Genomic DNA, 21,085 nt, shown 5'->3' with positions numbered 1-21,085 from the left:
GCTACGGTCGAGCCTGTGAACCAGCCGAATCAGCCCGAACTGTTGCGACCCACCCCCGCCGCGGTGGACTGGTCGACGGCGTTCGCGGGAGTGTCCGTACGCACGGTCCACGCCGCCGACCCCGCGGTGCGGCTCAGTGGCATCACACTGGATTCCCGCCTGGTGCAGCCGCACGATGTCTACGTCGCCCTGCCCGGAACCCGATTCCACGGGGCCGACTTCGTGCCGTCGGCGGTGGCTGCCGGAGCGGCCGCGGTGCTCACCGACGCCGCCGGCGCCGGGCTGGCCGGCGCGTGCGGCGTACCGGTGGTCGAGGTGGCCGACCCGCGGACCGCCATGGCGGAGGTGGCCGCCAACATCTATCGCCACCCGGCCGAGCAGATGGCCATGTACGCCATCACCGGCACCAACGGCAAGACCACCACCGCGTACCTGATTCAGGCGATGCTGCGCGCGGCCGGACACCGGGTCGGCACCATCGGCACCATCGGCTTCCGCCTGGACGACACCGATCTCGCCGGGGCCCGGACCACCGTCACCACCCCGGAGTCACCCGAACTGCAGGGCCTGCTGGGGTTGTACGCCGAACGTGGCGCCGACGCCGTGGCGATGGAGGTCTCCTCGCACGCGCTGGTGCTGCAGCGCGTGGCCGGGATCCGCTTCGACGTGGCCGCGTTCACCAACCTCGGCCGGGATCACCTGGACTTCCACCACACGATGGAGGAGTACTTCGAGGCCAAGGCGCAGCTGTTCACCCCCGAACGGACCCGGCGAGCGGTGGTCAACGTCGATGATCCCTGGGGGCGTACGCTCGCCGATCGGATCCGCAGCGCCGGGGACGTCGAGCTGGTCACCACCGGGTGGCGCGAGCCCGCCGACTTCCGCGTCCTGGCGCATCAGGGGAACCAGGTCCGCGTCGCCACCCCGCATGGGGAGCGCACCTTCACCCTGGCCCCGCACGGGGACTACAACGTCCGCAACGCCGTCACCGCGCTGGCGATGCTGAGCCGGCTCAACCCGCCCGCCGACCTGGCCCGGGCCGTCGACGGCCTGGCCACGGTGCAGATCCCCGGCCGGATGCAGCGGGTGGACCTGCCGGGCGGGCCGCTGGCGATCGTCGATTTCGCGCACACCCCGCAGGCGGTCGCCTCCGCGCTGGGGGTCTTCGCGCCCGAGCGCGCCGCGGGCACCCGGGTGATCGCCGTGGTCGGCTGCGGCGGCGACCGGGACCGGACCAAACGCGAACCGATGGGGGCGGCCGCGGCGGCCGGCGCCGACCTGGTCGTGGTCACCGACGACAACCCGCGGACCGAGGACCCGGCGTCGATCCGGGCCCAGGTGATCGCCGGCGCCCGGGCCGAGGGCGGCGCCGAGGTGGTCGATGGTGGCGAGCGCCGGGCCGCGATCACCCTGGCCCTTTCCCGAGCCGCCGCTCACGCGGGAGAATCGATCGTGGTGGTGCTCGGCAAGGGGCATGAGACAGGGCAGGAGATCAACGATCGCGTGACACCCTTCGACGACTCCACTGTTTTGACTGAGGTTTGGGCAATAGTTGTTCGGTCAAGGGCCGAAGGGGGATCACAATGAGGCTGATCGCGCTCAGCGAACTCGCGCGGGCGGTGGGCGCCGTCGCTCCCGACCCGTCGGTGGCGGACATCCAGGTGGGACCGCAGGTCAGTATCGACTCCCGTGAGCTGACCCCGGGAGCGCTGTTCGTGGCTTTCCCCGGGGAGCGGGTCGACGGCCATGACTTCATCGAGACCGCGGCGCAGGCAGGCGCCGCGGCCTTCCTGTGCAACCGGGTCCCCGACGGGCTGCCCCCCGAGATCGCGGCCCGCTGTGTGGTGACCGCCGATTCCACCGAGGCCCTGGGGCGGTTGGCGCACCATGTGGTGACCCACCTGCCCGACCTGACCGTGATCGGGGTGACCGGTTCCCAGGGCAAGACCTCGACCAAGGACCTGCTCGCCCAGGTGTTGGAGCGGGAGGGGCCCACCATCGCCCCGGCGGGCAACTTCAACAATGAGATCGGCGCCCCGCTGACCGCGTGCCGCTGCGACGAGACCACGCGTTACCTGGTCGCCGAGATGGGGGCCCGCGGGCTCGGCCACATCTCCTATCTCACCGGGGTCACGCCGCCGCAGGTCGGCATCGTGCTCAACGTCGGCCAGGCCCACGTGAGCGAGTTCGGCAGCCAGGATGTGATCGCCCAGGCCAAGGGGGAACTCGTCGAGGCGCTGCCCAGCGATGGCTGGGCCGTGCTGAACGGGACCGATCGACGCGTCCTCGCCATGGCCGACCGGACGCAGGCCCGGATCGCGCTGTTCTCCGCCGGGGGCCGCCCCGACCTGTTGGCCGACGCCGGCCGGCCGGACCTGCCCGCCGATGGCGGCGCGGGGGACCGGGTCGAACTGCGGGTCTGGGCGACCGAACCGCAGCCCTCGGATCTGGATCAGTACAGCTTCCTGCTGCACGTGGAGACCCCGGACGGGGAGGAATCGGTCCGGGTGCAATTGCAGCTGATCGGGCGTCACCAGGTGGCCAACGCGGTCGCCGCGGCAGCGGCGGCGTACGTCTGCGGGGTCCCGCTGGCGGTGATCGCCGCGGGCCTCAACCGGGCGGTCTCGCGGTCGCGGTGGCGGATGGAGTTGACCGTACGCCCCGACGGGCTGGCGGTCCTCAACGACGCCTACAACGCGAACCCCGAGTCGATGCTGGCCGCGGTGGAGACCCTGGCGGCGATGGGTCGGGCCCGGCGCCGGCACAAGCAGGGGGTCCACCTGTGGGCCGTGCTGGGCCAGATGCTGGAACTGGGCAACCGCTCGCTGCCCGAGCACGAGGCGATCGGGCGCGCGGTGGGCGCGCTGCAGATCGGGACGCTGCTGGCGATCGGGGACAATGCGCCCGACATGGTGACCGCCGCCCGGAACTCGGGATGCGAAGATGCCCGGGTGATGGGTAGCCTCGACGAGGCCATCGCGATCCTGCAGGCCGAAACCGCACCCGGCGACATCATCCTGGTGAAGGCCTCCCGCGGTTTGCGCCTGGAGCGGGTAGCTGATGCGATGATCAAGTCGGGGACCAACCCGGCTTCGGGCACCGGTACAGGAGACAACCAGTGAAAACAATCCTCATCGCTGCTGCGTTGGCGATGGTGTTCACACTGCTCGGGACGCGGCTGGCGATCGGGATTCTGGTCAAGAACGGCTACGGGCAGTTCATTCGTGAGGACGGGCCGACCGCGCACAAGACCAAGCGCGGCACCCCCACCATGGGTGGGCTGGTGATCATCCTGGCCACCGTGGCGGCGTATTTCATGGCCCACCTGATCAACTGGCGACCACCCTCGGTCTCCGGACTGCTGGTGCTCTACCTGTTCGTCGGCTGTGGCCTGATCGGCTTCCTCGACGACTGGACGAAGATCTCCAAGCAACGTTCGCTGGGCCTGGATTCCAAGGGCAAGCTGATCGGGCAGACCCTGGTCGCGGTCTCCTTCGGCTTCATGGCCTTCCAGTTCCCCGACGAGGACGGGCGCACCCCGGCCTCGATGGCGATCTCCTTCCTGCGCGACATTCCGTGGCTGGACTTCGCCCGCTTCGGGGTGGTGATCGGCACGATCCTGGCGCTGATCTGGATCGTGCTGCTGGTCACCGCCGCCTCGAATGCGGTGAATCTGACCGATGGCCTGGACGGGCTGGCCACCGGCGCCTGCACCATGGTGTTCGCGGCGTACGCGCTGGTGAACCTGTGGCAGTACAACCAGACCTGCGGCGACCTGTCGACCGCCGGGCCACGCTGTTACGAGGTCCGCGACCCGCACGACCTGGCAGTGGTCTCCCTGGCCCTGGCCGGCGCCTGTTTCGGGTTCCTGTGGTGGAACACCAAGCCCGCCAAGATCTTCATGGGCGACTCCGGCTCGCTGTCCCTGGGCGGCGCGCTGGCCGGGCTGGCCATCACCACCCGCACCGAGTTGCTGCTGGTGATCCTGGCCGGGCTGATGGTGATCATCACCTTGTCGGTGATCCTGCAGGTCACCTACTTCAAGACCACCAAGCGCCTGGCCGTACGCCGGGGCGACCCCGATCCCAAGGGCAAACGGCTGTTCAAGATGGCGCCGCTGCAGCATCACTTCGAGATGATCGGCTGGGGTGAGTCGACCATCGTGGTCCGCTTCTGGATCATCTCCGGCATCTTCGTCGCCCTCGGCCTGGGCATCTTCTACGGGGAATGGGTGAGCGGGCTGTGAAGCTGGACCAACTGAATCGCGAGCCGGTGCAGGGCCGTCGGGTGCTGGTCGCCGGACTGGCCAAGTCCGGCTTCGCGGCCGCCGACCTGGCCCTGGAATGCGGCGCCCGGGTCCTGATCGTCGACGACGCCGACACGCCCACCAATCGCGACAGGGCCACGCTGCTGGAGGCGCTGGGCGCCGAGGTGCACCTGGGGGAGGGCTCCTCGGCGGGGCTGCCCACCGACGTCGATCTCGTGGTGACCTCGCCCGGCTGGCGCCCGAGCCACCCACTGCTCACCCAGGCGACCGAACGCGGAATCCCGATCTGGTCCGACGTCGAACTGGCCTGGCAGATCAGCTCCCCGGCCCGCGCCGACGGCGGGCAGCCCTGGCTGGGGGTGACCGGCACCAACGGCAAGACCACCACGGTCCAGATGCTCGAGGCGATGCTCACCGCGGCCGGCAAGCAGGTCGCCCTGGTCGGCAACATCGGCCGGCCGGTGTGCGAGGCAGTGCTCGATGTCGAGGTCGACTACGACGTGTTCGTCCTGGAACTGTCCAGCTTCCAACTGCACTACTGCCACACGCTGCAACTGCATTCGGCCGCGGTGCTGAACCTGCGCCCGGACCACCTGGAATGGCACGCCTCCTTCGAGGAGTACGGCGCCGACAAGGCCCGGATCTTCGAGCGGGTCACCCATGCCTGTGTCTACAACGTCGCCGATCCGGCCACCGAACGGATGGTCGAGGAGGCCGACGTCACTGAGGGGGCGCGGGCGATCGGCTTCACCCTGGGCCTGCCGGGCATGTCGATGCTCGGCGTGGTCGACGACCTGCTGGTCGATCGGGCCTTCATTCCGCAGCGGCAGAGTTCGGCCCTCGAACTGGCCAAGGTCGCCGATGTCCAGCCGGCCGCACCGCACAATGTGGCCAACGCCCTGGCCGCCGCCGCGCTGGCGCGCAGCTACGGCGTACCGGCCCAGGCGGTCCGGACCGGGCTGCAGTCGGTCGAACTGGGCGGACACCGGATTGCCCGGGTCGCCGAGGTCGACGGGGTGACCTACGTCGATGACTCCAAGGCCACCAACCCGGCCGCCGCGGAGTCCTCGATGAACGCCTTCGAGTCGATCGTGTGGGTCGCCGGGGGCCAGGCCAAGGGGACCAACTTCGACGACCTGGTCACCCAGCAGGCCCCCCGCCTGCGGGGCGCGGTGCTGCTCGGGGTGGACCGTGCCCTGATTCAACAGTCACTTGCGCAACACGCGCCCCAGGTCCCGGTGATCGTGGTCGATCGGTCCGACACTGGAGCAATGACGGAGGTCGTCCAGGCCGCCGCAGCCATGGCCCGGCCCGGGGACACCGTGCTGCTGGCGCCCGGTTGCGCCAGCCTCGACATGTACTCCTCCTACGGAGCCCGTGGGGAGGCATTCGCCGCCGCCGTCGAGGAACTGTCCGGGCGCTGACCGCGCACGATGAGTGGAGAGGGGGAGCAGGTGGCCCAGCCGACTACCCCCCGAGCCGCTGCCGCTCGCACCAACAGAATCGCCGGCCCCACCGCCACCGGCTCGGCCGCACCGCTGTCGCATCCGGGCCGACCGGTCGCCGCCGGCGGGGCGTTCGCCCGGGTTCGGCAGGCCCGCAGTTCCACCACCAACCTGCTCGGTCGCTGGCTCAGCCACCCGCAGGCCAGCCTGTACCTGGTGATCGTCTCCGCCGGGCTGCTGATCACCCTCGGGGTGGTCATGGTGCTGTCCAGTTCCAGCGTGTACGCCATGTCGAACGTGGGCGACTCCTACTACTTCTTCAAGCGCCAGCTCGGCTTCGCCCTGGTTGGCCTGATCGCCGCATTCCTGGTCGCGCGGGCCACGCCGGAGCAACTGCGCCGGGTCTCGTTGTTCGCGATGTTCGCGGCCCTCGGTCTGCTGATCCTCACGTATACCCCACTCGGCGTGAAGGTCAACGGGAACACCAACTGGATCGAGTTCGGCACCTCGCTGCTGCGGATCCAACCCTCGGAGTTCGCCAAGGTCGCGATGATCGTGTGGGGGGCGGCCGTGCTGGACACCAAGCAGAAGGTGCTCGACCAGCCGCGGCATCTGCTGTTCCCGTTCCTGCCGGTGTGGCTGCTCGTGCTGGCACTGGTGATCTTCCGCGGGGACATGGGCACCACGGTGATCATGGGCGGAATCATGGTCGCGGTGCTGTTCGCCGTCGGCGCCCCGCTGCGGATCCTGGGCAGCATGGCGGTGTTCGCGGTGGTCGGAATGGCGGCGATGACCCTGCAGTCCTCGAACCGGATGCGGCGCATGCTGGCCTTCCTGAATCCGACCGCGGACGTCGAGGGGGCCAACATGCAGGCCACCGTGGGCGTCCTGGCGCTGGCCACCGGCGGCTGGTGGGGCGTCGGCCTGGGCGCCTCCCGGCAGAAATGGGGGAGCCTGCCCGAGGCGCACACCGACTTCATCTTCGCGGTGATCGGGGAGGAACTGGGGCTCATCGGCTCCCTGTTGGTGCTGGGCCTGTTCCTCCTGCTCGGGTACGCCGGGCTGCGGATCGCGCTGCGCTCGGACATTCTGATGTGCCGGCTGATGGCCGCCGGGATCACCACCTGGTTCATGTTCCAGGCCCTGGTCAACGTCGCGGTGGTGCTGCGCCTGCTGCCGGTGCTCGGCGTACCGCTGCCGATGCTGTCCTACGGCGGGTCGGCGCTGCTGGCGAACATGATCGCCCTCGGCGTGCTGTGTTCGTGTGCCAGACAGGAACCCGCGGCCCGGGCGCTGCGGGAGGCGGCCAAGGCAGCACCGGCACCCCGGGTCACCGCGGTGGTCGGCTCGCGCCACTGACCGTCCAAGAATCTGTCAGTTTCGACCAGTAGGCTCCTTTCCATGGTTTCAGTCGTTCTCGCCGGTGGCGGTACCGCCGGTCACACCTCGCCCCTGATCGCGACCGCCGACCGGATCGCCGAGCTGGTCCCGGATGTCACCCGCACCGTCATCGGAACGCCGAAGGGCCTTGAGTCCCGCGTCATTCCGGCCGCCGGGCTGACCCTGGAACTGATCCCGCCCGTCCCGATGCCCCGCAAACCCTCCCCCCAGTTGTTCGCGGTCCCCGGCAAGCTCTGGGGCGCGGTCTCCGCGGCCTCGGAGATCCTGCGCCGGGCCCGGGCCGATGTGCTCGTGGGCTTCGGTGGCTACGTGTCGATGCCCGCCTATGTCGCCGCGCGCCGGCTCAAGCTGCCGATCGTGGTGCACGAGCAGAACGCGGTGCCGGGGCTGGCCAACAAGGTCGCGGCCAAGCTGACCACCGAGATCTTCACCAGCTTCGAGTCGACCCCGCTGCCGCACGCCACCTACATCGGGCTGCCGGTGCGCAAGGCGATCCAGCAACTGGATCGGGCCGCGCTGCGCAGCGAGGCGGCGGCCTCCTTCGGGCTGGATCCGACCCGCCCCACCCTGCTGGTCTCCGGGGGCTCCCAGGGGGCGCGGTCGATCAACAAGGCCGTCCTCGAGGCGTATCCCAAGCTGCTGGCGGCCGGGGTCCAGGTCCTGCACGTGCTCGGTCCGAAGAACTTCACCGAGGAGATGACCACCGTCACCGACGAGACCACCGGGGCAATCTATCAGCCGGTCGCCTATGTCGACCGGATGGAGCTGGCGTACGCCGTGGCCGACCTGATGCTGTGCCGCTCGGGCGCCGGCACGGTGGTGGAGACCGCCGTGGTGGGCCTGCCCTGCATCTTCGTGCCGCTGCCGCACGGCAACGGTGAGCAGGCCAAGAACTGCGAGTCGCTGGTGACCGCCGGTGCCGCCGAGCTGGTGGCCGATCAGGCGCTGACCGGCCTGTGGCTGGCCGACCGGGTGATCACCCTGCTCGGGGACAAGCCGGCGCTCGCGGCGATGTCGGAGGCCGCCCGCGGCCACGTGCCCGCCGACGCCGACGACCGGCTCGCCCGTCGAGTGCTCGCCCTGGCCGGGTGGCGGGGCGAGTGAGCAGTGTCTTCGGGGCCCTGGTCCCGCCGGTCGAACTGGTGCCGGTCACCGAACTCGGGGCCGTGCACTTCATCGCCGTCGGCGGGGCCGGGATGAGCGGGATCGCCGCCGCGTACGCCCAGTCCGGGGTCATCGTCTCCGGCTCGGATCGTTCCGATTCGGCGACCCTGCGCGGGTTGGCGGAGTACGGCGTCCGGACCTATGTCGGGCATGCCGCCGAGCAACTCGGCGCGGCCACCACCGTGGTGGTGTCCTCGGCGATCCCCGCAGCCAATGTCGAACTGGCTGCCGCCCGCGAACGCGGCCTGCGGATCTGGCATCGCAGCGCGGCGCTGGGTGCGCTGATGCTCGGCCGGCGCGGCATCGCGATCGGCGGCACCCACGGGAAGACCACCACCTCCGGCATGCTGGCCCATCTGCTCACCGAGGTCGGTGCCGATCCGGGCTTCGTCATCGGGGCGCCGCTGGCCACCACCGGGGCCTCCTGGCGCCTGGGCAGCGGCCCGTTCGTGGTGGAGGCCGACGAGTCCGACGGTTCTTTCCTGCAGTATCCGGCCGAGGTGGCGGTGGTGACCAACATCGAGGCCGACCACCTCGACAACTGGGGCACCGTCGACGCCTACCACGCCGGCTTCGCCCAGTTCCTCGCCCGGGCGCGGACCACGATCGGCAATGTCGATGACCCCAACGTCCGCCAACTGGCTCCGCTGAGCGTCGGGTTCGGGGCCGGCCCGGGGGCCGATGTGGAACTGAGCCACCTCACCCTCACCGGTTTCGGTGCCTCGGCGCTGCTCGGCGGCGTCCCGCTGAAACTCCAGGTGCCCGGCTGGCACAATCTGCAGAACGCCGCGGCCGCGGTGCTGGCGGCCGAGGCGGTCGGCATCGACCGGGCCACCGCGGCGGCCGCGATGGCCGGGTTCCGCGGCACCCATCGTCGCTTCATGCGGGTCGGTCAGGTCAATGGGATCGATGTGATCGACGACTACGCCCACCATCCCACCGAGATCACCGCGACGCTGGATGCCGCCCGCACCGGCGTCCAGGAGCGGGGCGGGCGCGTGGTCGCCTGTTTCCAGCCGCACCTGTTCTCCCGGACCCGGGACTTCGCCGCCGAGTTCGGCACTGCCCTGGCCGCCGCCGACGAGGTGATCCTGCTCGACATCTATCCCGCCCGGGAGGTCCAGGCCGACTTCCCCGGCGTCACCAGCGAGCTGCTGGCCGACCACTGCCGGGCCGCCGGGGGATCGGTACGCCTGGTCCCGCGCGGCGAACTCGCCGCCACGGCCGCCGGGCTGGCCCGGCCCGGCGACGTCGTGCTGACCCTGGGGGCCGGGGACATCACCGAGTTGGCCCCCGACATCGTGAAGGCACTGCAGGCCGGATGACTGATCGGAACACCACCCGCAGCCGAGCCGCCCGCACCCGAGGAGTCGACCCCGAGGACTACCGGGCCGACCCCGAGGAGTACGAGGTCACCGACGCCACCGACCGGATCGCCCACCGTCGGCGGCGCCGGGCCCGACGCAATGGGCGGCGGCTGCTGATCCTGATTCTCGCCCTGGTGCTGATCGGCGCGGCGGTGTGGCTGGTCGGTTTCTCCTCGGTCTTCGCGCTGCGTGAGGTACGCGTGACCGGGGTGCACAGCCTGTCGGCGGACCAGGTCCGTGAAGTGGCGGCCGCTCCGATCGGGCGGCCGTTGGCCCGGGTCTCGGAGCGCGAGATCGCCGACCGGGTGGCGACGCTTCCCCAGGTGGCGCAGGTGCATGTGGTCCGCCGTCCCCCGAACGGGATCGAGGTCGCGGTGACCGAGCGGACCGCCCTGTACGCGGTTGCCAAGGACAACCAGTGGTGGCTGGTCGACGCGGCCGGGATCCCGTTCCAGCAGGTGGCCGACCGGCCGGGGGACGTGCTCGCGGTGAATGCGCCGCTGGACCCGGCGCTGCTGGGGGAGGTGGCCCAGGTGATCGCCGGCCTGGATCCGGCGCTGCGCGGGCAGACCGCGGGGGTGGCCGCCCAGTCGACGGATTCGATCGTGCTGACGGTGACCGACCCCGGCGCCGCGGCCGACAAGGGCGGCAAACAGGTGATCTTCGGCAACGCCAAGGAACTCCCGCTGAAGAACCAGGTCGCGCTGGCGCTGCTGAAGTCGGTGCCCGATGCCCAGGTGTATGACGTGAGCGCCCCGGCGTACCCGAGCACGCGCAAGTAACCGCTCGCTGGACCATGCCCTCCGCCCGGAGGGCCCGCTGCCCCCGGGGTTTGACAGGATGGGCCGCCAGGGGGAGGGAACGGTTCGGCAGACCGGTGCCGTCCCATCCCACAGCCACGACGGAAGGGGCGGCCCATGGACACCCGCTTGCGGAGCGCGATCGTCCCGGTGACCCTGGTGGGCCTGGTCGCGGCGGGGATGGTGGCCTACAACGCCACGCCGGCCGGCGCCACCGCGACGCAGAGTTGCGTGAATCGGGAGACGATGGAGCGCGTCGATGACTATCGGTGCGAAACCAGTTCCGGGGCCGGCTCGGGCGCCGCTGTCTACGGCTGGTACTACACCAACGGCGGCCGCTACGTCGGCGTCGGACAACGGGTGCCCGCCGGCGGGCGCTACACCAGGCCGACCACGGGTGCGGTCAACAAGGCCGGCGTCGGTCGATCCGGTGGCACGGTCTCGCGTACCGGCAGCGACTCCCAGACGACCACGAACCGGACCGGGTCCTCCGGCTCGGACACCAACACCGGCTCGAAGTCGAAGACCAAGAAGACCGAGACCAAGAAGTCCGACACCAAGAAGTCCGAGACCAAGCGCGGCGGTTTCGGCAGCAAGGGCAACAGCAAGGGTTCATCCGGCACCAGTGTTGGGAAAGGATCGGGTTCCTGATGGAGCGTCACGCCAGCACCCCGCGACCGAACTTCGATCAGATCGTCCTCGCCGAGGGCCTGTGCTACCACACCGCAGTGGAGGACGGCCGGGTCGTCCCGTACTGGGCCGAGGACGCGGCGTACGCCTTCGACGCCGCGGAGATCTCCTACCTGGAGGGGGTCACCGAGGAACTGCACCAGATGTGCCTGCAGGCGGTGGAGTACGTGATCACCGAGAACCGGTTCGCCGACCTGAAGATCCCGCAGTACGCCTGGAGTGCCATCCGGCGTTCCTGGGCCAGTGAGGAACCCAGCCTGTACGGCCGCTTCGATCTGCGCTATGACGGCCTGACCCCGGCGCGGATGCTGGAGTACAACGCCGACACGCCCACGTCGCTGTTGGAGGCGGCGATCTCCCAGTGGAACTGGAAGGAAACCGTCCAGCCCGAGTTCGACCAGTGGAACTCGCTGCACGAGCGGCTGGTGGAGCAGTTCCGGCTGCTGCGTACGCAGACCGATCAGTGGCTGCACGTCGGCTGGATCGGCGACGACTGGGGCGAGGACGCGGTCACCTGCGCCTACCTGTCCGATGTGGCCCACGAGGCCGGCTGGCAGATCGTCGGCCTGACCATGGACCAGATCGGCTGGAACCCGTCGTTGGGGTTCCTGGACGCCGACGACCGGCCGATCGAGACGATGTTCAAGCTGTATCCGTGGGAATGGATGTTCCACGAGGAGTTCGGCCAGTACGCCCTCAGCCCGCAGTGCCGCACCCGCTGGATCGAGCCGGTGTGGAAGTCGGTGCTGTCGAACAAGGCGCTGCTGGCGATCCTGTGGGAGATGTTCCCCGGGCACGAGAATCTGCTCCCGGCCTACCTCGACGAACCGACCCGGATGACCGACTGGGTCCGCAAACCCCTGCTGGGACGCGAGGGGGCGAACGTCGAGATCTACCGCGGCGGCACCCTGACCGGGGCCGCGGGCGGGGAGTACGGGGCCGAGGGGTACGTCTACCAGGAACTGTGCGAACTCCCCGATTTCGACGGCTGGCATCCGGTGATCGGCGCCTGGGTGGTCGGCAACAGCGCCGCCGGGATGGGCATCCGGGAGTCCCGCAGCCTGATCACCGACAACCAGTCGAAGTTCCAGCCCCACTACATGTGGACCAGCTCGCCGGATCAGGAGACGATCGCGGCCTGGCTGCGGGAGAAATAGCACCCGCCGGCGGGCCGCCGAAAACCCTCGACCGGACCCTTACGCAGACCCTCAAGTACGGGTCGAGACAATCCTCGCGGCACACCCGGGAGAAGGTTCCGTAACCCCCGGGGTGCACATAGCCTACGAATGCGAAGTCGAAGCCTGTTCTTCCCCGGGGTTAGGCTTGTCCGAACGTTGTTACCTCACAGGAGAAAGAGGCTGGTCCCGTGGTTAATCCATCCCAGAACTACCTCGCAGTCATCAAAGTAGTTGGCGTGGGTGGTGGCGGTGTCAACGCCGTCAATCGGATGATCGAGGCCGGCCTGCGCGGCGTGGAGTTCATTGCGGTGAACACCGATGCCCAGGCCCTGCTGATGAGCGATGCCGATGTCAAGCTCGACATCGGCCGCGAGGAAACCCGAGGGCTGGGCGCCGGCGCCGATCCGGAGAAGGGCCGCAAGGCCGCCGACGATCACGCCGACGAGATCGAGGACGTCCTCAAGGGTGCCGACATGGTGTTCGTGACCGCCGGTGAGGGCGGCGGCACCGGTACCGGCGGCGCTCCGGTGGTGGCCCGGATCGCGCGGACACTGGGCGCGCTGACGATCGGTGTGGTGACCCGCCCGTTCACCTTCGAGGGCAAGCGTCGGTCGAACCAGGCCGAGGCCGGTATCCAGGCGCTGCGCGAAGAGGTCGACACCCTGATCACCATCCCCAACGACAAGTTGCTGGAGATGACCGACCACCAGGTCGCGATCCTGGACGCCTTCAAGCAGGCCGACCAGGTGCTGATGCAAGGTGTCTCCGGCATCACCGACCTGATCACCACCCCGGGTCTGATCAACCTCGACTTCGCCGACGTGAAGTCGGTCATGTCGAACGCCGGCTCGGCCCTGATGGGCATCGGCTCGGCCCGCGGCGAGGACCGGGCGGCGACCGCGGCCCAGATGGCGATCTCCAGCCCGCTGCTGGAGGCCTCGATCGACGGGGCGATGGGCGTCCTGCTGTCGATCTCCGGTGGCTCCGACCTGGGCCTGTTCGAGGTCTCCACCGCCGCCGATCTGATTCAGGAGGCGGCCGCCGAGGACGCCAACATCATCTTCGGCACGGTCATCGACGACGGGCTCGGCGACGAGGTCCGGATCACCGTGATCGCCGCCGGTTTCGCCGGCACCGATCAGCCGCGGCGCCAGGCCCTCCCGACCCGGGCGCACCGCGAGCAGCAGCCGGCTCCGCAGCGCGCGGTGGACGGCGGCCAGGCCCCTTTCGCAGGGGGTGACTCCCGCCGCGGGAACGAGCCGACCCGGCAGACCGATCGACCGGGAGTTGCCCGTCCCCAGGCTCGTCCCGATTACGCCGAGCCGAGCCGGCAGCCCCGGCAGTCCGAACCGATCCGGCAGGAGCCGGTGCGCCAGGAGCCGGCCCGCTCCGAGCCCGCCCGCAGCGAGTCGCGCCCGGCGTACCCGCAGCAGCAGCCGCAGTCGCAGCCGGCGTCCCGCCCGGTGGCGCCCCGGCCCCCGATGGCCGAGTCCGACGACGACGACTGGCTGCCCGACTTTCTGAAGTGAGTGCGGTCTGAAGTGAGTGCGGTGCGCCACCGTGTTCGGATTTCGTGAAGCCTTGGGCCCGGTCGGAGTTGCCTTCACCGACCGGGCCGGCGGCGTTTCCGCCGACGGGTTCGCCGCGCTGAACCTGGGCCGTACCGATGTGGATCGCCCCGACCACATCCGGGAGAACTTCCACCGGGTGCAGACCGCGATCGGCGCGGACCGGATCATTGCCCTGGCCCAGGTGCACGGGGCCGAGGTGCACACCGTCGACGAGGCCTTCCTCCAGGGGTGGGGGCCGGAGGATCATCTCGGCCCGGAGACCACCGGCGTACCGCTGCGGGTGGGGGACGGGCTGGTCACCACGGCCGCCTCGGTGGCCCTGTGCATCCGGGTCGCCGACTGTCTGCCGGTGCTGTTCGCCGATCCGGAGCGGGGAGTGATCGGGGCCGCGCACGCCGGCCGGGTCGGGCTGGCCGCCGGGGTTCTGCCCGGCACGGTCGAGGCGATGCGCCAGCAGGGCGCCGAGCAGATCCGGGCCTGGATCGGGCCGGCCATCTGCGGCGAGTGCTACGAGGTGCCCGAGCAGATGCGCGCCGAGGTCGCCGAGCGACTGCCCGCGACCTGGGCCACCACCTCCTGGGGTACGCCCGCGCTCGACCTCGCCGCCGGCGCCGAGGCCCAACTGGCGGAGCTGGGGATCGAGGCCGCCCGAATCGGTCCGTGCACCCGGACCAGCGGCGCGCATTTCAGCCACCGCAACGATCCCGGCGCCGGACGCCAGGCCGGCCTGATCTGGCTCGCATCGGCCTGACCCGCGGCTCCCGGCGGCTCGGTGGGGGAGCAGTCCGGGCGGCGGTCTGCGTGTCGCGGATCGTGGTTCGACCGGGCCAAGTACCCTCGAGAGCGTACGCACTTGCGGGGAAGGTCTGGTTTGATGGGAAAGCTCAGGAGCGCCGCCGAATGGCTGGGAATTGCGCCGGTGTCCGATCGCTACGAGCAGGACGATCACGACGATGAACTGACCGGCGATGTGGAGTTCACTGACGACGTCGAGTATGAGGATTCCGCCGAAGTGCATGAATTGGATGCCCACCGCGGCACGCGTACGCCCGCTCCCCGTCGGCCCGGGGTGGAGCCGGTCGAGGTACCCGAGGCGCCGGCACCCCGGCCCGCGGCAGCCGACATCTCCCGGATCATCACGGTGCACCCGCGGACCTACAACGAGGCGCGGACCATCGGGGAACATTTCCGCGACGGCGTACCGGTGATCATGAACCTGTCGGAGATGGAGGACGCCGACGCCAAGCGCCTGGTCGACTTCGCGGCTGGGTTGATTTTTGGACTTCGTGGCACCATTGAGCGTGTAACCAGCAAGGTGTTCCTGCTCTCGCCGCGCAACCTGCATGTGACCGCTGAGGACAAGGAACGCATCGCTGGCGGTTTCTACAATCAGAGTTGAGGTCTCGTGGCACTGGTCGGCACAATCATCTACAACCTGCTGGGGTTGTACCTGGCGATCCTGTTTGCCCGGATGGTGCTCTCCTGGATCCCGCTGCTCGTGCGCGGCTGGCAGCCGCGCGGACCGGTGCTGGTGATCTGCGAGGTCATCTACACCATCACCGACCCGCCGCTGCGGCTGCTCGGCAAGGTGATTCCGCCGCTGCGAATCGGTAACATCGCCCTGGACCTCGGCTTCATGGTCCTGTGGATCCTGATCCTGGTCCTGCAGACCGTCGTCCGGGCGACGATGATCGTGCCGGCGATGGCCTGAGCGGTTCGGTGCGGCGGGAACTCTCACGCTCAACGTGAGCGTTACCGTAAAGTGGTGCTACCGCCGCGGGGCTTGCGGCCGAAGTGTCGGGCGACTGATACTGTCGTGACGCGCGGTGCGAATGTGCCAACGTTGCAGTTTTCACGAATGGGTGGTTCAACGCCCGAGGAACTTGAGGTGAACGATGACGCTAACACTGGACGAGGTCCGCAAGACTAAGTTCCACATGGCCCGGCGGTCCGGCTACGAGGTCTCCGAAGTCGACCTGTTCGTCGACCGCGTGGAAGCATCCTTCGCCCAGATGACCGAAGAGAACTCGATGCTGAAGCAGCAGGTCGACGCGCTCAAGCAGGCGCAGGCCAATGCCCAGCGAGAGGATCGCCGCGAGGCGACCGATCGGCAGCAGACGCAGCCGCAGCAGGTGGCCCAGCAGCCGGCTCCCGCGCCGCAGCCGCAGCAGGCCCCCGCCCCGCAGCAGCAGCAGGCCCCCGCCCCGCGCCCGGCCGCCGCGACCCAGCAGCAGCCGACCGCCACCGCCGGTGATGGCGTCCAGAAGATCGTCGTGACCACCTCCGCCGAGGCCTCCCCGGTCGTCGTCCGGCTGGTCCAGATGGCCTCCGAGCAGTCCGAGAGCCTGATCACCGAGGCCAGGGCCGAGTCCAAGAAGACCCTGGACGACGCGAACCAGAAGGCCAACCAGATCACCACCGATGCCCGGACCAAGGCCGATCGGGTCGAGTCCGAAGCCCGGGTCAACGCCGAGAAGATGGTCAACGACGCCCAGGGCCGCGCTGCCGACCTGGACCGTCAGGTCGCCGTGCGGCGTACCGAACTGTTCGCCAAGCTGGAGACCGAGCGGGACACGCTGAAGGATTCGGTGTCCAAGCTGCGGACCTTCGAGAACTCCTACCGGACGAATCTGACCAGCCACCTGCGCAGCCAGATCGAGTCGATCGAGGCGGGCGTGTTCGAGCCGGCCGACAAGCCGGAACTGGCTCAGGAGTCGGCCGGGAAGCGTCAGCAGCCGCAGGGTTCGCAGCGTCCCACCGGGACGTCGCAGGGTGGCTCGACGGCCGCCCAGACCGGAAACACTCCGCGCCTGGACGCGCTGCTCGGCGACAACAACCGCTGACCCCACCCCGGGCCTACCGGGGCGGACGCGCACAGCTGAACAACTGCACAAACTCACGCAAGGGCCTCGATTTCGGGGCCCTTTCGTGTACGCTGCCTTCACTCACTACCGCCGACGAAAGTTTTAGACGTGGATTCGACTCGTGTGGATGCCACACCTGACCGGGCGCTGATCGCCGCCAACCTCCCCGTGCGCGAGGGCGAAGAGCCCTGGACCGAGGAAGAGCTGATGGAGGTGGTCGCCGACCTCAAGGCCGAGGTCATCAAGCACCGGGAATCGATCGAGCAGTCCGAGGCCGAGTTGCGCGGCCTGCTGCACGAGGGCAGCGACGGCGCCGGCCGGGATCCGGCCGACGTCGGTTCCGCCAACTTCGAACGGGACCAGGAAATGTCGCTGGCTGCCAACGCCCGGGAGATGCTCGAGCAGACCGAACTGGCGCTGCGGATGATCCGGATCGGCTCCTACGGTCGCTGCGAGAACTGTGGCGAACCGATCGGCAAGGGGCGTCTGCTGGTCTACCCGCGCGCGACCATGTGCCTGGCGTGCAAGCAGCGGGCAGAGCGCCGATGACCGATCGGCGGCCCGGAACCGCGACGCCGCGCTCGTGACCGGCGCCACGGCCGTCCGCCGCACCATCGATCCGCGCACCCGCCGACGGGCGGTGCTGCTGTTCGCGGTGGTGGCGGTGCTCGGATTCGCGCTGGATCAACTGACCAAGGCGTTGGCCGAGGCGTACCTCGATCCGAACGATCCACCGATCCTGTTCGGGGGGCTGCTCCGGCTCCAGCTCATCTGGAACCCCGGAGCCGCCTTCTCGATCGGCACCCAGCACACCTGGATCTTCACCGTGCTGTCGATTCTGGTGCTGATCGGCATCGCGGTCCTGGTCGTGCCCCGGCTGGGCAGCGTGAACTGGGCCCTGGGCTTCGGCCTGGTCACCGCCGGGGTCCTCGGCAATGTGACCGATCGCCTGTTCCGGGCTCCCGGCCCCTTCGTCGGGCACGTGGTCGACTTTCTGCAACTGCCCAACTTCGCGATCTTCAACGTCGCCGACATGTGCGTCACCACCGCCGCGGTGCTGCTGGTGGTGATCTCGCTGTTCACCCGGGAAGGCCTGGACGGGAGCCGCACCAGCACCGAGGGCGCCGACGCCGGCGGGTCGACGCAGGAGCGGTCGCGGCCGGCCGAGGGGGACGACCGATGAGCCTGCGCGTACTGCTGGTTCCCGAGGGGCTGGAGGGGGACCGGCTCGATGCCGCCGCGGCCCGGATGACCGGCCTGTCCCGCAGCCGGGTGGCCGAGTTGGCCGACGAGGGGCGGATCCACCTGGACGGGACCCGGGCGCGCAAGTCCGACCGGGTCCGCGGGGGCGCGATGCTCGAGGTGGACATTCCCGAGGAGTCCCGGGCGGTCCGGGTGACCCCGTTGGTGGTCGCCGGCGTACGCATCGTGCACGACGACGCCGACATCGTCGTGGTCGACAAGCCCGCCGGGGTGGCAGCCCATCCGAGCCTGGGCTGGGACGGTCCCTCGGTGGTGGAGCATCTGGCCGGGGCCGGCTTCCGGATCTCGACCTCCGGCGCGCCGGAGCGGCAGGGCATCGTCCAGCGCCTGGATGTGGGGACCTCCGGGCTGATGGTGGTGGCCAAGAGCGAACGGGCGTACACCGTGCTCAAGCAGGCGTTCCGGGACCGGACGGTGCACAAGGTCTACCACACCGTCGTCCAGGGCCATCCCGACCCGTTCAGCGGCACCATCGACGCGCCGATCGGCCGGCATCCGGGCGCGGACTACAAGATGGCTGTGCTGGCCGGCGGTCGGCCGAGCATCACCCACTACGAGACCCTCGAGGCGATGGTCGGGACGACCCTGCTGGAGATTCACCTGGAGACCGGGCGGACGCACCAGATCCGGGTGCACATGCAGGCGATCCGGCATCCCTGTGTCGGCGATCCGACCTACGGCGGGGACCCGGTGCTGGCGGCACGGCTCGGGCTGACCCGGCAGTGGCTGCATGCGGTCGAGCTGAGTTTCGTGCATCCGGGGTCGGGGGCCGAGGTCACCTTCACCTCGCCGTATCCCGATGATCTGCGCTCGGCGCTGGAGCAGTTGCAGGGCTGAGCCGGCCGTACCCGGTGAGCAGGCGACCTGTCCGTCGGGGTCGCAAGGGCGTCGGATAGGTTCGAGGTGTGCGAAGAGCGAAGATTGTGTGCACCCTGGGCCCGGCCACCACTGATCAGGAGCGGCTGACCGAACTGATTCGAGCCGGCATGAATGTTGCCCGGTTCAACATGTCGCACGGCGATTACAACGACCACTCCCGCCGCCTGGCGAACCTGCGCGCCGCGGTCGCCGAGACCGGGCAGCCGGTCGGCCTGCTGGCCGATCTGCAGGGGCCGAAGATCCGGCTGGGGACGTTCGCCGAGAAGTCGTACAAGCTGTCCTACGGGCAGACCTTCACCATCACCACCGAGGACATCGTCGGTGATCAGAACCGGAGCTCGACCACCTACAAGGGCCTGCCGCAGGATGTCTCGGTGGGCGATCCGCTGTTGATCGACGACGGCAATGTCGCGCTGGAAGCGATCCGGGTCACCGACACCGAGGTGGTGTGCACCGTCAAGGTCGCCGGCAAGGTCAGCAACCACAAGGGCATCAACCTCCCCGGCGTCGCGGTGAGCGTACCCGCGATGAGCCAGAAGGATGAGGACGATCTGCGCTGGGCGATGCGCAACGGCTTCGACCTGGTCGCGCTGTCCTTCGTCCGCGATGCCGCCGATGTGGAGCCGGTACGCCGGATCATGGCGGAGGAGGGGCGCAAGGTCCCGGTCATCGCGAAGGTGGAGAAGCCCCAGGCGGTCGAGGCGATCGACGAGGTGATCGATGCCTTCGACGCGATCATGGTCGCCCGCGGCGACCTCGGGGTGGAACTGCCGCTGGAACAGGTGCCGATCGTGCAGAAGTCGATCATCTCCAAGGCGCGGGTCTGGGCCAAGCCGGTGATCGTGGCCACCCAGATGTTGGAGTCGATGATTTCGGCACCCCGGCCGACCCGGGCCGAGGCCTCCGACGTTGCCAACGCCATTCTCGACGGCGCCGATGCGGTCATGCTGTCGGGGGAAACCTCGATCGGGCAGTATCCGGTCGTCACCGTCGAAACCATGGCCCGGATCGTGGAGAACACCGAATCGACCGGGATCGGCCACATCCGGCAGATCGACTGGGATCCGCACACCACCAGCGGGGTGATCGCCAAGGCGGCCCTCGAGGTGGGGGAGCGCCTGTCCGCGCGCTGCATCGTGGCCTTCACCAAGTCCGGGGACACCGCGCGCCGGCTGGCCCGGTTCCGCTCGGAGCTGCCGCTGGTCGTGTTCACCCCGGAGCGCCAGACCCAGCAGGCGTTGACGCTGGTCTGGGGGGTGAATGCCCAACTGGCCGAGGAGGTCACCTCCACCGATGCGATGGTGCACCAGGTCGATGTCGCGTTGGGCAATATGGGCACCTTCGAGGTGGGCGAGCGGGTGGTGATCGTGTCCGGTTCGCCGGTCGGGCTGCCGGGCAAGACGAACGCCCTGCGGGTGCATCGGGTGAAGCCGCCGACCGTGGTCTGAGCACCCCGGTCGGCGGGGTCCGCTACGCGGGCTGCTCCGGTCCGGCGTACCGCGCCGCCATGGTGCGGGCGGCCTCCTCGACCACTTCCCGGGTCCGGACCGGGCCGAGCGACCAGCCCCCGTGGATCAGCCGCGGCCAGAACACGACCGTGGAGATCATGCCGAGGAACTGGCTCGCGGCTGTGCCGGGATCCGCCACCCGGGCGAACCCGGCCTCGGTCTCGGCGCGGAGATAGCGGTCCAGCGCCACGAACACCGGGAAGGTGCCGAAGTCGAAGGTGCGCCCGCGCAGTTCCGGAAACTCCAGCGAGGCGGCGATCAGGGTTCGGATCAGGTTCTCCATCCGGGGCCGGGACAGCAGTTCCACGTATGCCGTCCCGAGGATGACCAGCCCGGCGTACAGGTCCCCGACCGGCGGGACCGCGACCTCCGGCGTGCTCGCGCTGCCGGCGGTCAGCACGACGGCCTCGAAGAGTTCGGCCTTGGTGGGGAACTGCTTGAACAAGGTGGCGCGGGACACGCCGGCCTGTTCGGCGACCCGGGCCAGGGAGGTCCGGTCGTACCCGGTTTCCAGGAAGAGTTCTCCGGCGGCCTCGAGGATCGCCTGCCGATTCCGGGCGGCGACCTGTTGGTGATACGGCGAGGGTTCACGGGGCATGGAACCAGTCTGACACAGAGGTGAGACCATTGACTCACCATTGGCGGGAGAGCTACCGTTGAGAGGTGAGTTGAACGACTCACCTCTGGC

General features: G+C 69.5%; 20 protein-coding genes. 19 read left to right on the top strand and 1 reads right to left on the bottom strand.

Annotated features, from left to right (window positions below; genetic code table 11):
- Nucleotides 1-15: 15 nt before the first annotated feature.
- The 19 genes from G531_RS22015 (at nucleotide 16) to pyk (ending at nucleotide 20,337) form a co-directional block, all read left to right on the top strand.
- Complete coding sequence (locus G531_RS22015) at nucleotides 16-1,587, top strand: UDP-N-acetylmuramoyl-L-alanyl-D-glutamate--2,6-diaminopimelate ligase (RefSeq protein ID WP_487042733.1); 1,572 nt, start codon at nucleotides 16-18, stop codon at nucleotides 1,585-1,587.
- Nucleotides 1,584-3,122, top strand: coding sequence for a UDP-N-acetylmuramoyl-tripeptide--D-alanyl-D-alanine ligase (locus G531_RS0111265; RefSeq protein ID WP_026927338.1), 1,539 nt, complete (start codon nucleotides 1,584-1,586; stop codon nucleotides 3,120-3,122). Before G531_RS22015 ends, G531_RS0111265 begins: the two co-directional genes overlap by 4 nt.
- Nucleotides 3,119-4,246 (top strand): phospho-N-acetylmuramoyl-pentapeptide-transferase, encoded by a 1,128-nt coding sequence (mraY, locus tag G531_RS0111260; RefSeq protein ID WP_026927337.1) that lies wholly within the window; start codon nucleotides 3,119-3,121, stop codon nucleotides 4,244-4,246. The genes G531_RS0111265 and mraY overlap by 4 nt, the downstream gene beginning before the upstream one ends.
- Nucleotides 4,228-5,691 (top strand): UDP-N-acetylmuramoyl-L-alanine--D-glutamate ligase, encoded by a 1,464-nt coding sequence (gene murD, locus G531_RS0111255; RefSeq protein WP_026927336.1) that lies wholly within the window; start codon nucleotides 4,228-4,230, stop codon nucleotides 5,689-5,691. The genes mraY and murD overlap by 19 nt, the downstream gene beginning before the upstream one ends.
- Nucleotides 5,692-5,721: 30 nt before the next feature.
- A complete protein-coding gene (gene ftsW / locus G531_RS22010) occupies nucleotides 5,722-7,071 on the top strand; it encodes a putative lipid II flippase FtsW (RefSeq protein WP_211221830.1) in 1,350 nt (449 codons plus the stop codon).
- Between the two features lie 42 nt (nucleotides 7,072-7,113).
- Nucleotides 7,114-8,217: an undecaprenyldiphospho-muramoylpentapeptide beta-N-acetylglucosaminyltransferase gene (gene murG, locus G531_RS0111245; protein WP_026927335.1), complete on the top strand. Its 1,104-nt coding sequence runs from the start codon at nucleotides 7,114-7,116 to the stop codon at nucleotides 8,215-8,217.
- Nucleotides 8,214-9,602: a UDP-N-acetylmuramate--L-alanine ligase gene (murC, locus tag G531_RS0111240; protein WP_035758588.1), complete on the top strand. Its 1,389-nt coding sequence runs from the start codon at nucleotides 8,214-8,216 to the stop codon at nucleotides 9,600-9,602. Before murG ends, murC begins: the two co-directional genes overlap by 4 nt.
- Nucleotides 9,599-10,426, top strand: a complete 828-nt coding sequence (locus G531_RS0111235) for a cell division protein FtsQ/DivIB (RefSeq protein ID WP_026927333.1) — start codon at nucleotides 9,599-9,601, stop codon at nucleotides 10,424-10,426. Before murC ends, G531_RS0111235 begins: the two co-directional genes overlap by 4 nt.
- 135 nt (nucleotides 10,427-10,561) lie before the next feature.
- Complete coding sequence (locus G531_RS24630; RefSeq protein WP_026927332.1) at nucleotides 10,562-11,095, top strand: hypothetical protein; 534 nt, start codon at nucleotides 10,562-10,564, stop codon at nucleotides 11,093-11,095.
- Entirely contained in the window at nucleotides 11,095-12,291 is a 1,197-nt protein-coding gene (locus G531_RS22000; RefSeq protein WP_051215373.1) for a glutathionylspermidine synthase family protein, read from the top strand. Before G531_RS24630 ends, G531_RS22000 begins: the two co-directional genes overlap by 1 nt.
- A 209-nt stretch (nucleotides 12,292-12,500) precedes the next feature.
- A complete protein-coding gene (gene ftsZ / locus G531_RS0111220) occupies nucleotides 12,501-13,841 on the top strand; it encodes a cell division protein FtsZ (RefSeq protein WP_026927331.1) in 1,341 nt (446 codons plus the stop codon).
- A 31-nt stretch (nucleotides 13,842-13,872) separates the two neighbouring features.
- Nucleotides 13,873-14,634 carry a peptidoglycan editing factor PgeF gene (pgeF, locus tag G531_RS0111215; protein WP_051215377.1) on the top strand — a complete coding sequence of 254 codons (762 nt, stop codon included), beginning with the start codon at nucleotides 13,873-13,875 and terminating at the stop codon, nucleotides 14,632-14,634.
- Between the two features lie 120 nt (nucleotides 14,635-14,754).
- Nucleotides 14,755-15,282 carry a cell division protein SepF gene (locus tag G531_RS0111210; RefSeq protein ID WP_026927329.1) on the top strand — a complete coding sequence of 176 codons (528 nt, stop codon included), beginning with the start codon at nucleotides 14,755-14,757 and terminating at the stop codon, nucleotides 15,280-15,282.
- Nucleotides 15,283-15,288: 6 nt separating this feature from the next.
- Nucleotides 15,289-15,594: a YggT family protein gene (locus G531_RS0111205; protein ID WP_026927328.1), complete on the top strand. Its 306-nt coding sequence runs from the start codon at nucleotides 15,289-15,291 to the stop codon at nucleotides 15,592-15,594.
- Nucleotides 15,595-15,778: 184 nt separating this feature from the next.
- Nucleotides 15,779-16,726, top strand: a complete 948-nt coding sequence (locus tag G531_RS21995) for a DivIVA domain-containing protein (protein ID WP_081684048.1) — start codon at nucleotides 15,779-15,781, stop codon at nucleotides 16,724-16,726.
- Nucleotides 16,727-16,855: 129 nt separating this feature from the next.
- Entirely contained in the window at nucleotides 16,856-17,296 is a 441-nt protein-coding gene (locus G531_RS0111195; RefSeq protein ID WP_051215371.1) for a TraR/DksA family transcriptional regulator, read from the top strand.
- A gap of 34 nt (nucleotides 17,297-17,330) precedes the next feature.
- A complete protein-coding gene (gene lspA, locus G531_RS21990; protein ID WP_081684047.1) occupies nucleotides 17,331-17,930 on the top strand; it encodes a signal peptidase II in 600 nt (199 codons plus the stop codon).
- A gap of 2 nt (nucleotides 17,931-17,932) precedes the next feature.
- Nucleotides 17,933-18,847: an RluA family pseudouridine synthase gene (locus tag G531_RS0111185; protein ID WP_026927326.1), complete on the top strand. Its 915-nt coding sequence runs from the start codon at nucleotides 17,933-17,935 to the stop codon at nucleotides 18,845-18,847.
- A 68-nt stretch (nucleotides 18,848-18,915) separates the two neighbouring features.
- Nucleotides 18,916-20,337 (top strand): pyruvate kinase, encoded by a 1,422-nt coding sequence (gene pyk, locus G531_RS0111180; protein WP_026927325.1) that lies wholly within the window; start codon nucleotides 18,916-18,918, stop codon nucleotides 20,335-20,337.
- Between the two features lie 22 nt (nucleotides 20,338-20,359).
- Here pyk and G531_RS0111175 read toward each other — a convergent pair whose 3' ends face one another.
- A complete protein-coding gene (locus tag G531_RS0111175; RefSeq protein ID WP_026927324.1) occupies nucleotides 20,360-20,995 on the bottom strand; it encodes a TetR/AcrR family transcriptional regulator in 636 nt (211 codons plus the stop codon).
- Nucleotides 20,996-21,085: the final 90 nt, after the last annotated feature.

The sequence above is a fragment of the Granulicoccus phenolivorans DSM 17626 = NBRC 107789 = JCM 15570 genome (assembly GCF_000423085.1).
In the GTDB taxonomy this organism is placed as follows: domain Bacteria; phylum Actinomycetota; class Actinomycetes; order Propionibacteriales; family Propionibacteriaceae; genus Granulicoccus; species Granulicoccus phenolivorans.
This window is presented reverse-complemented; position numbering and strand designations above follow the sequence as displayed.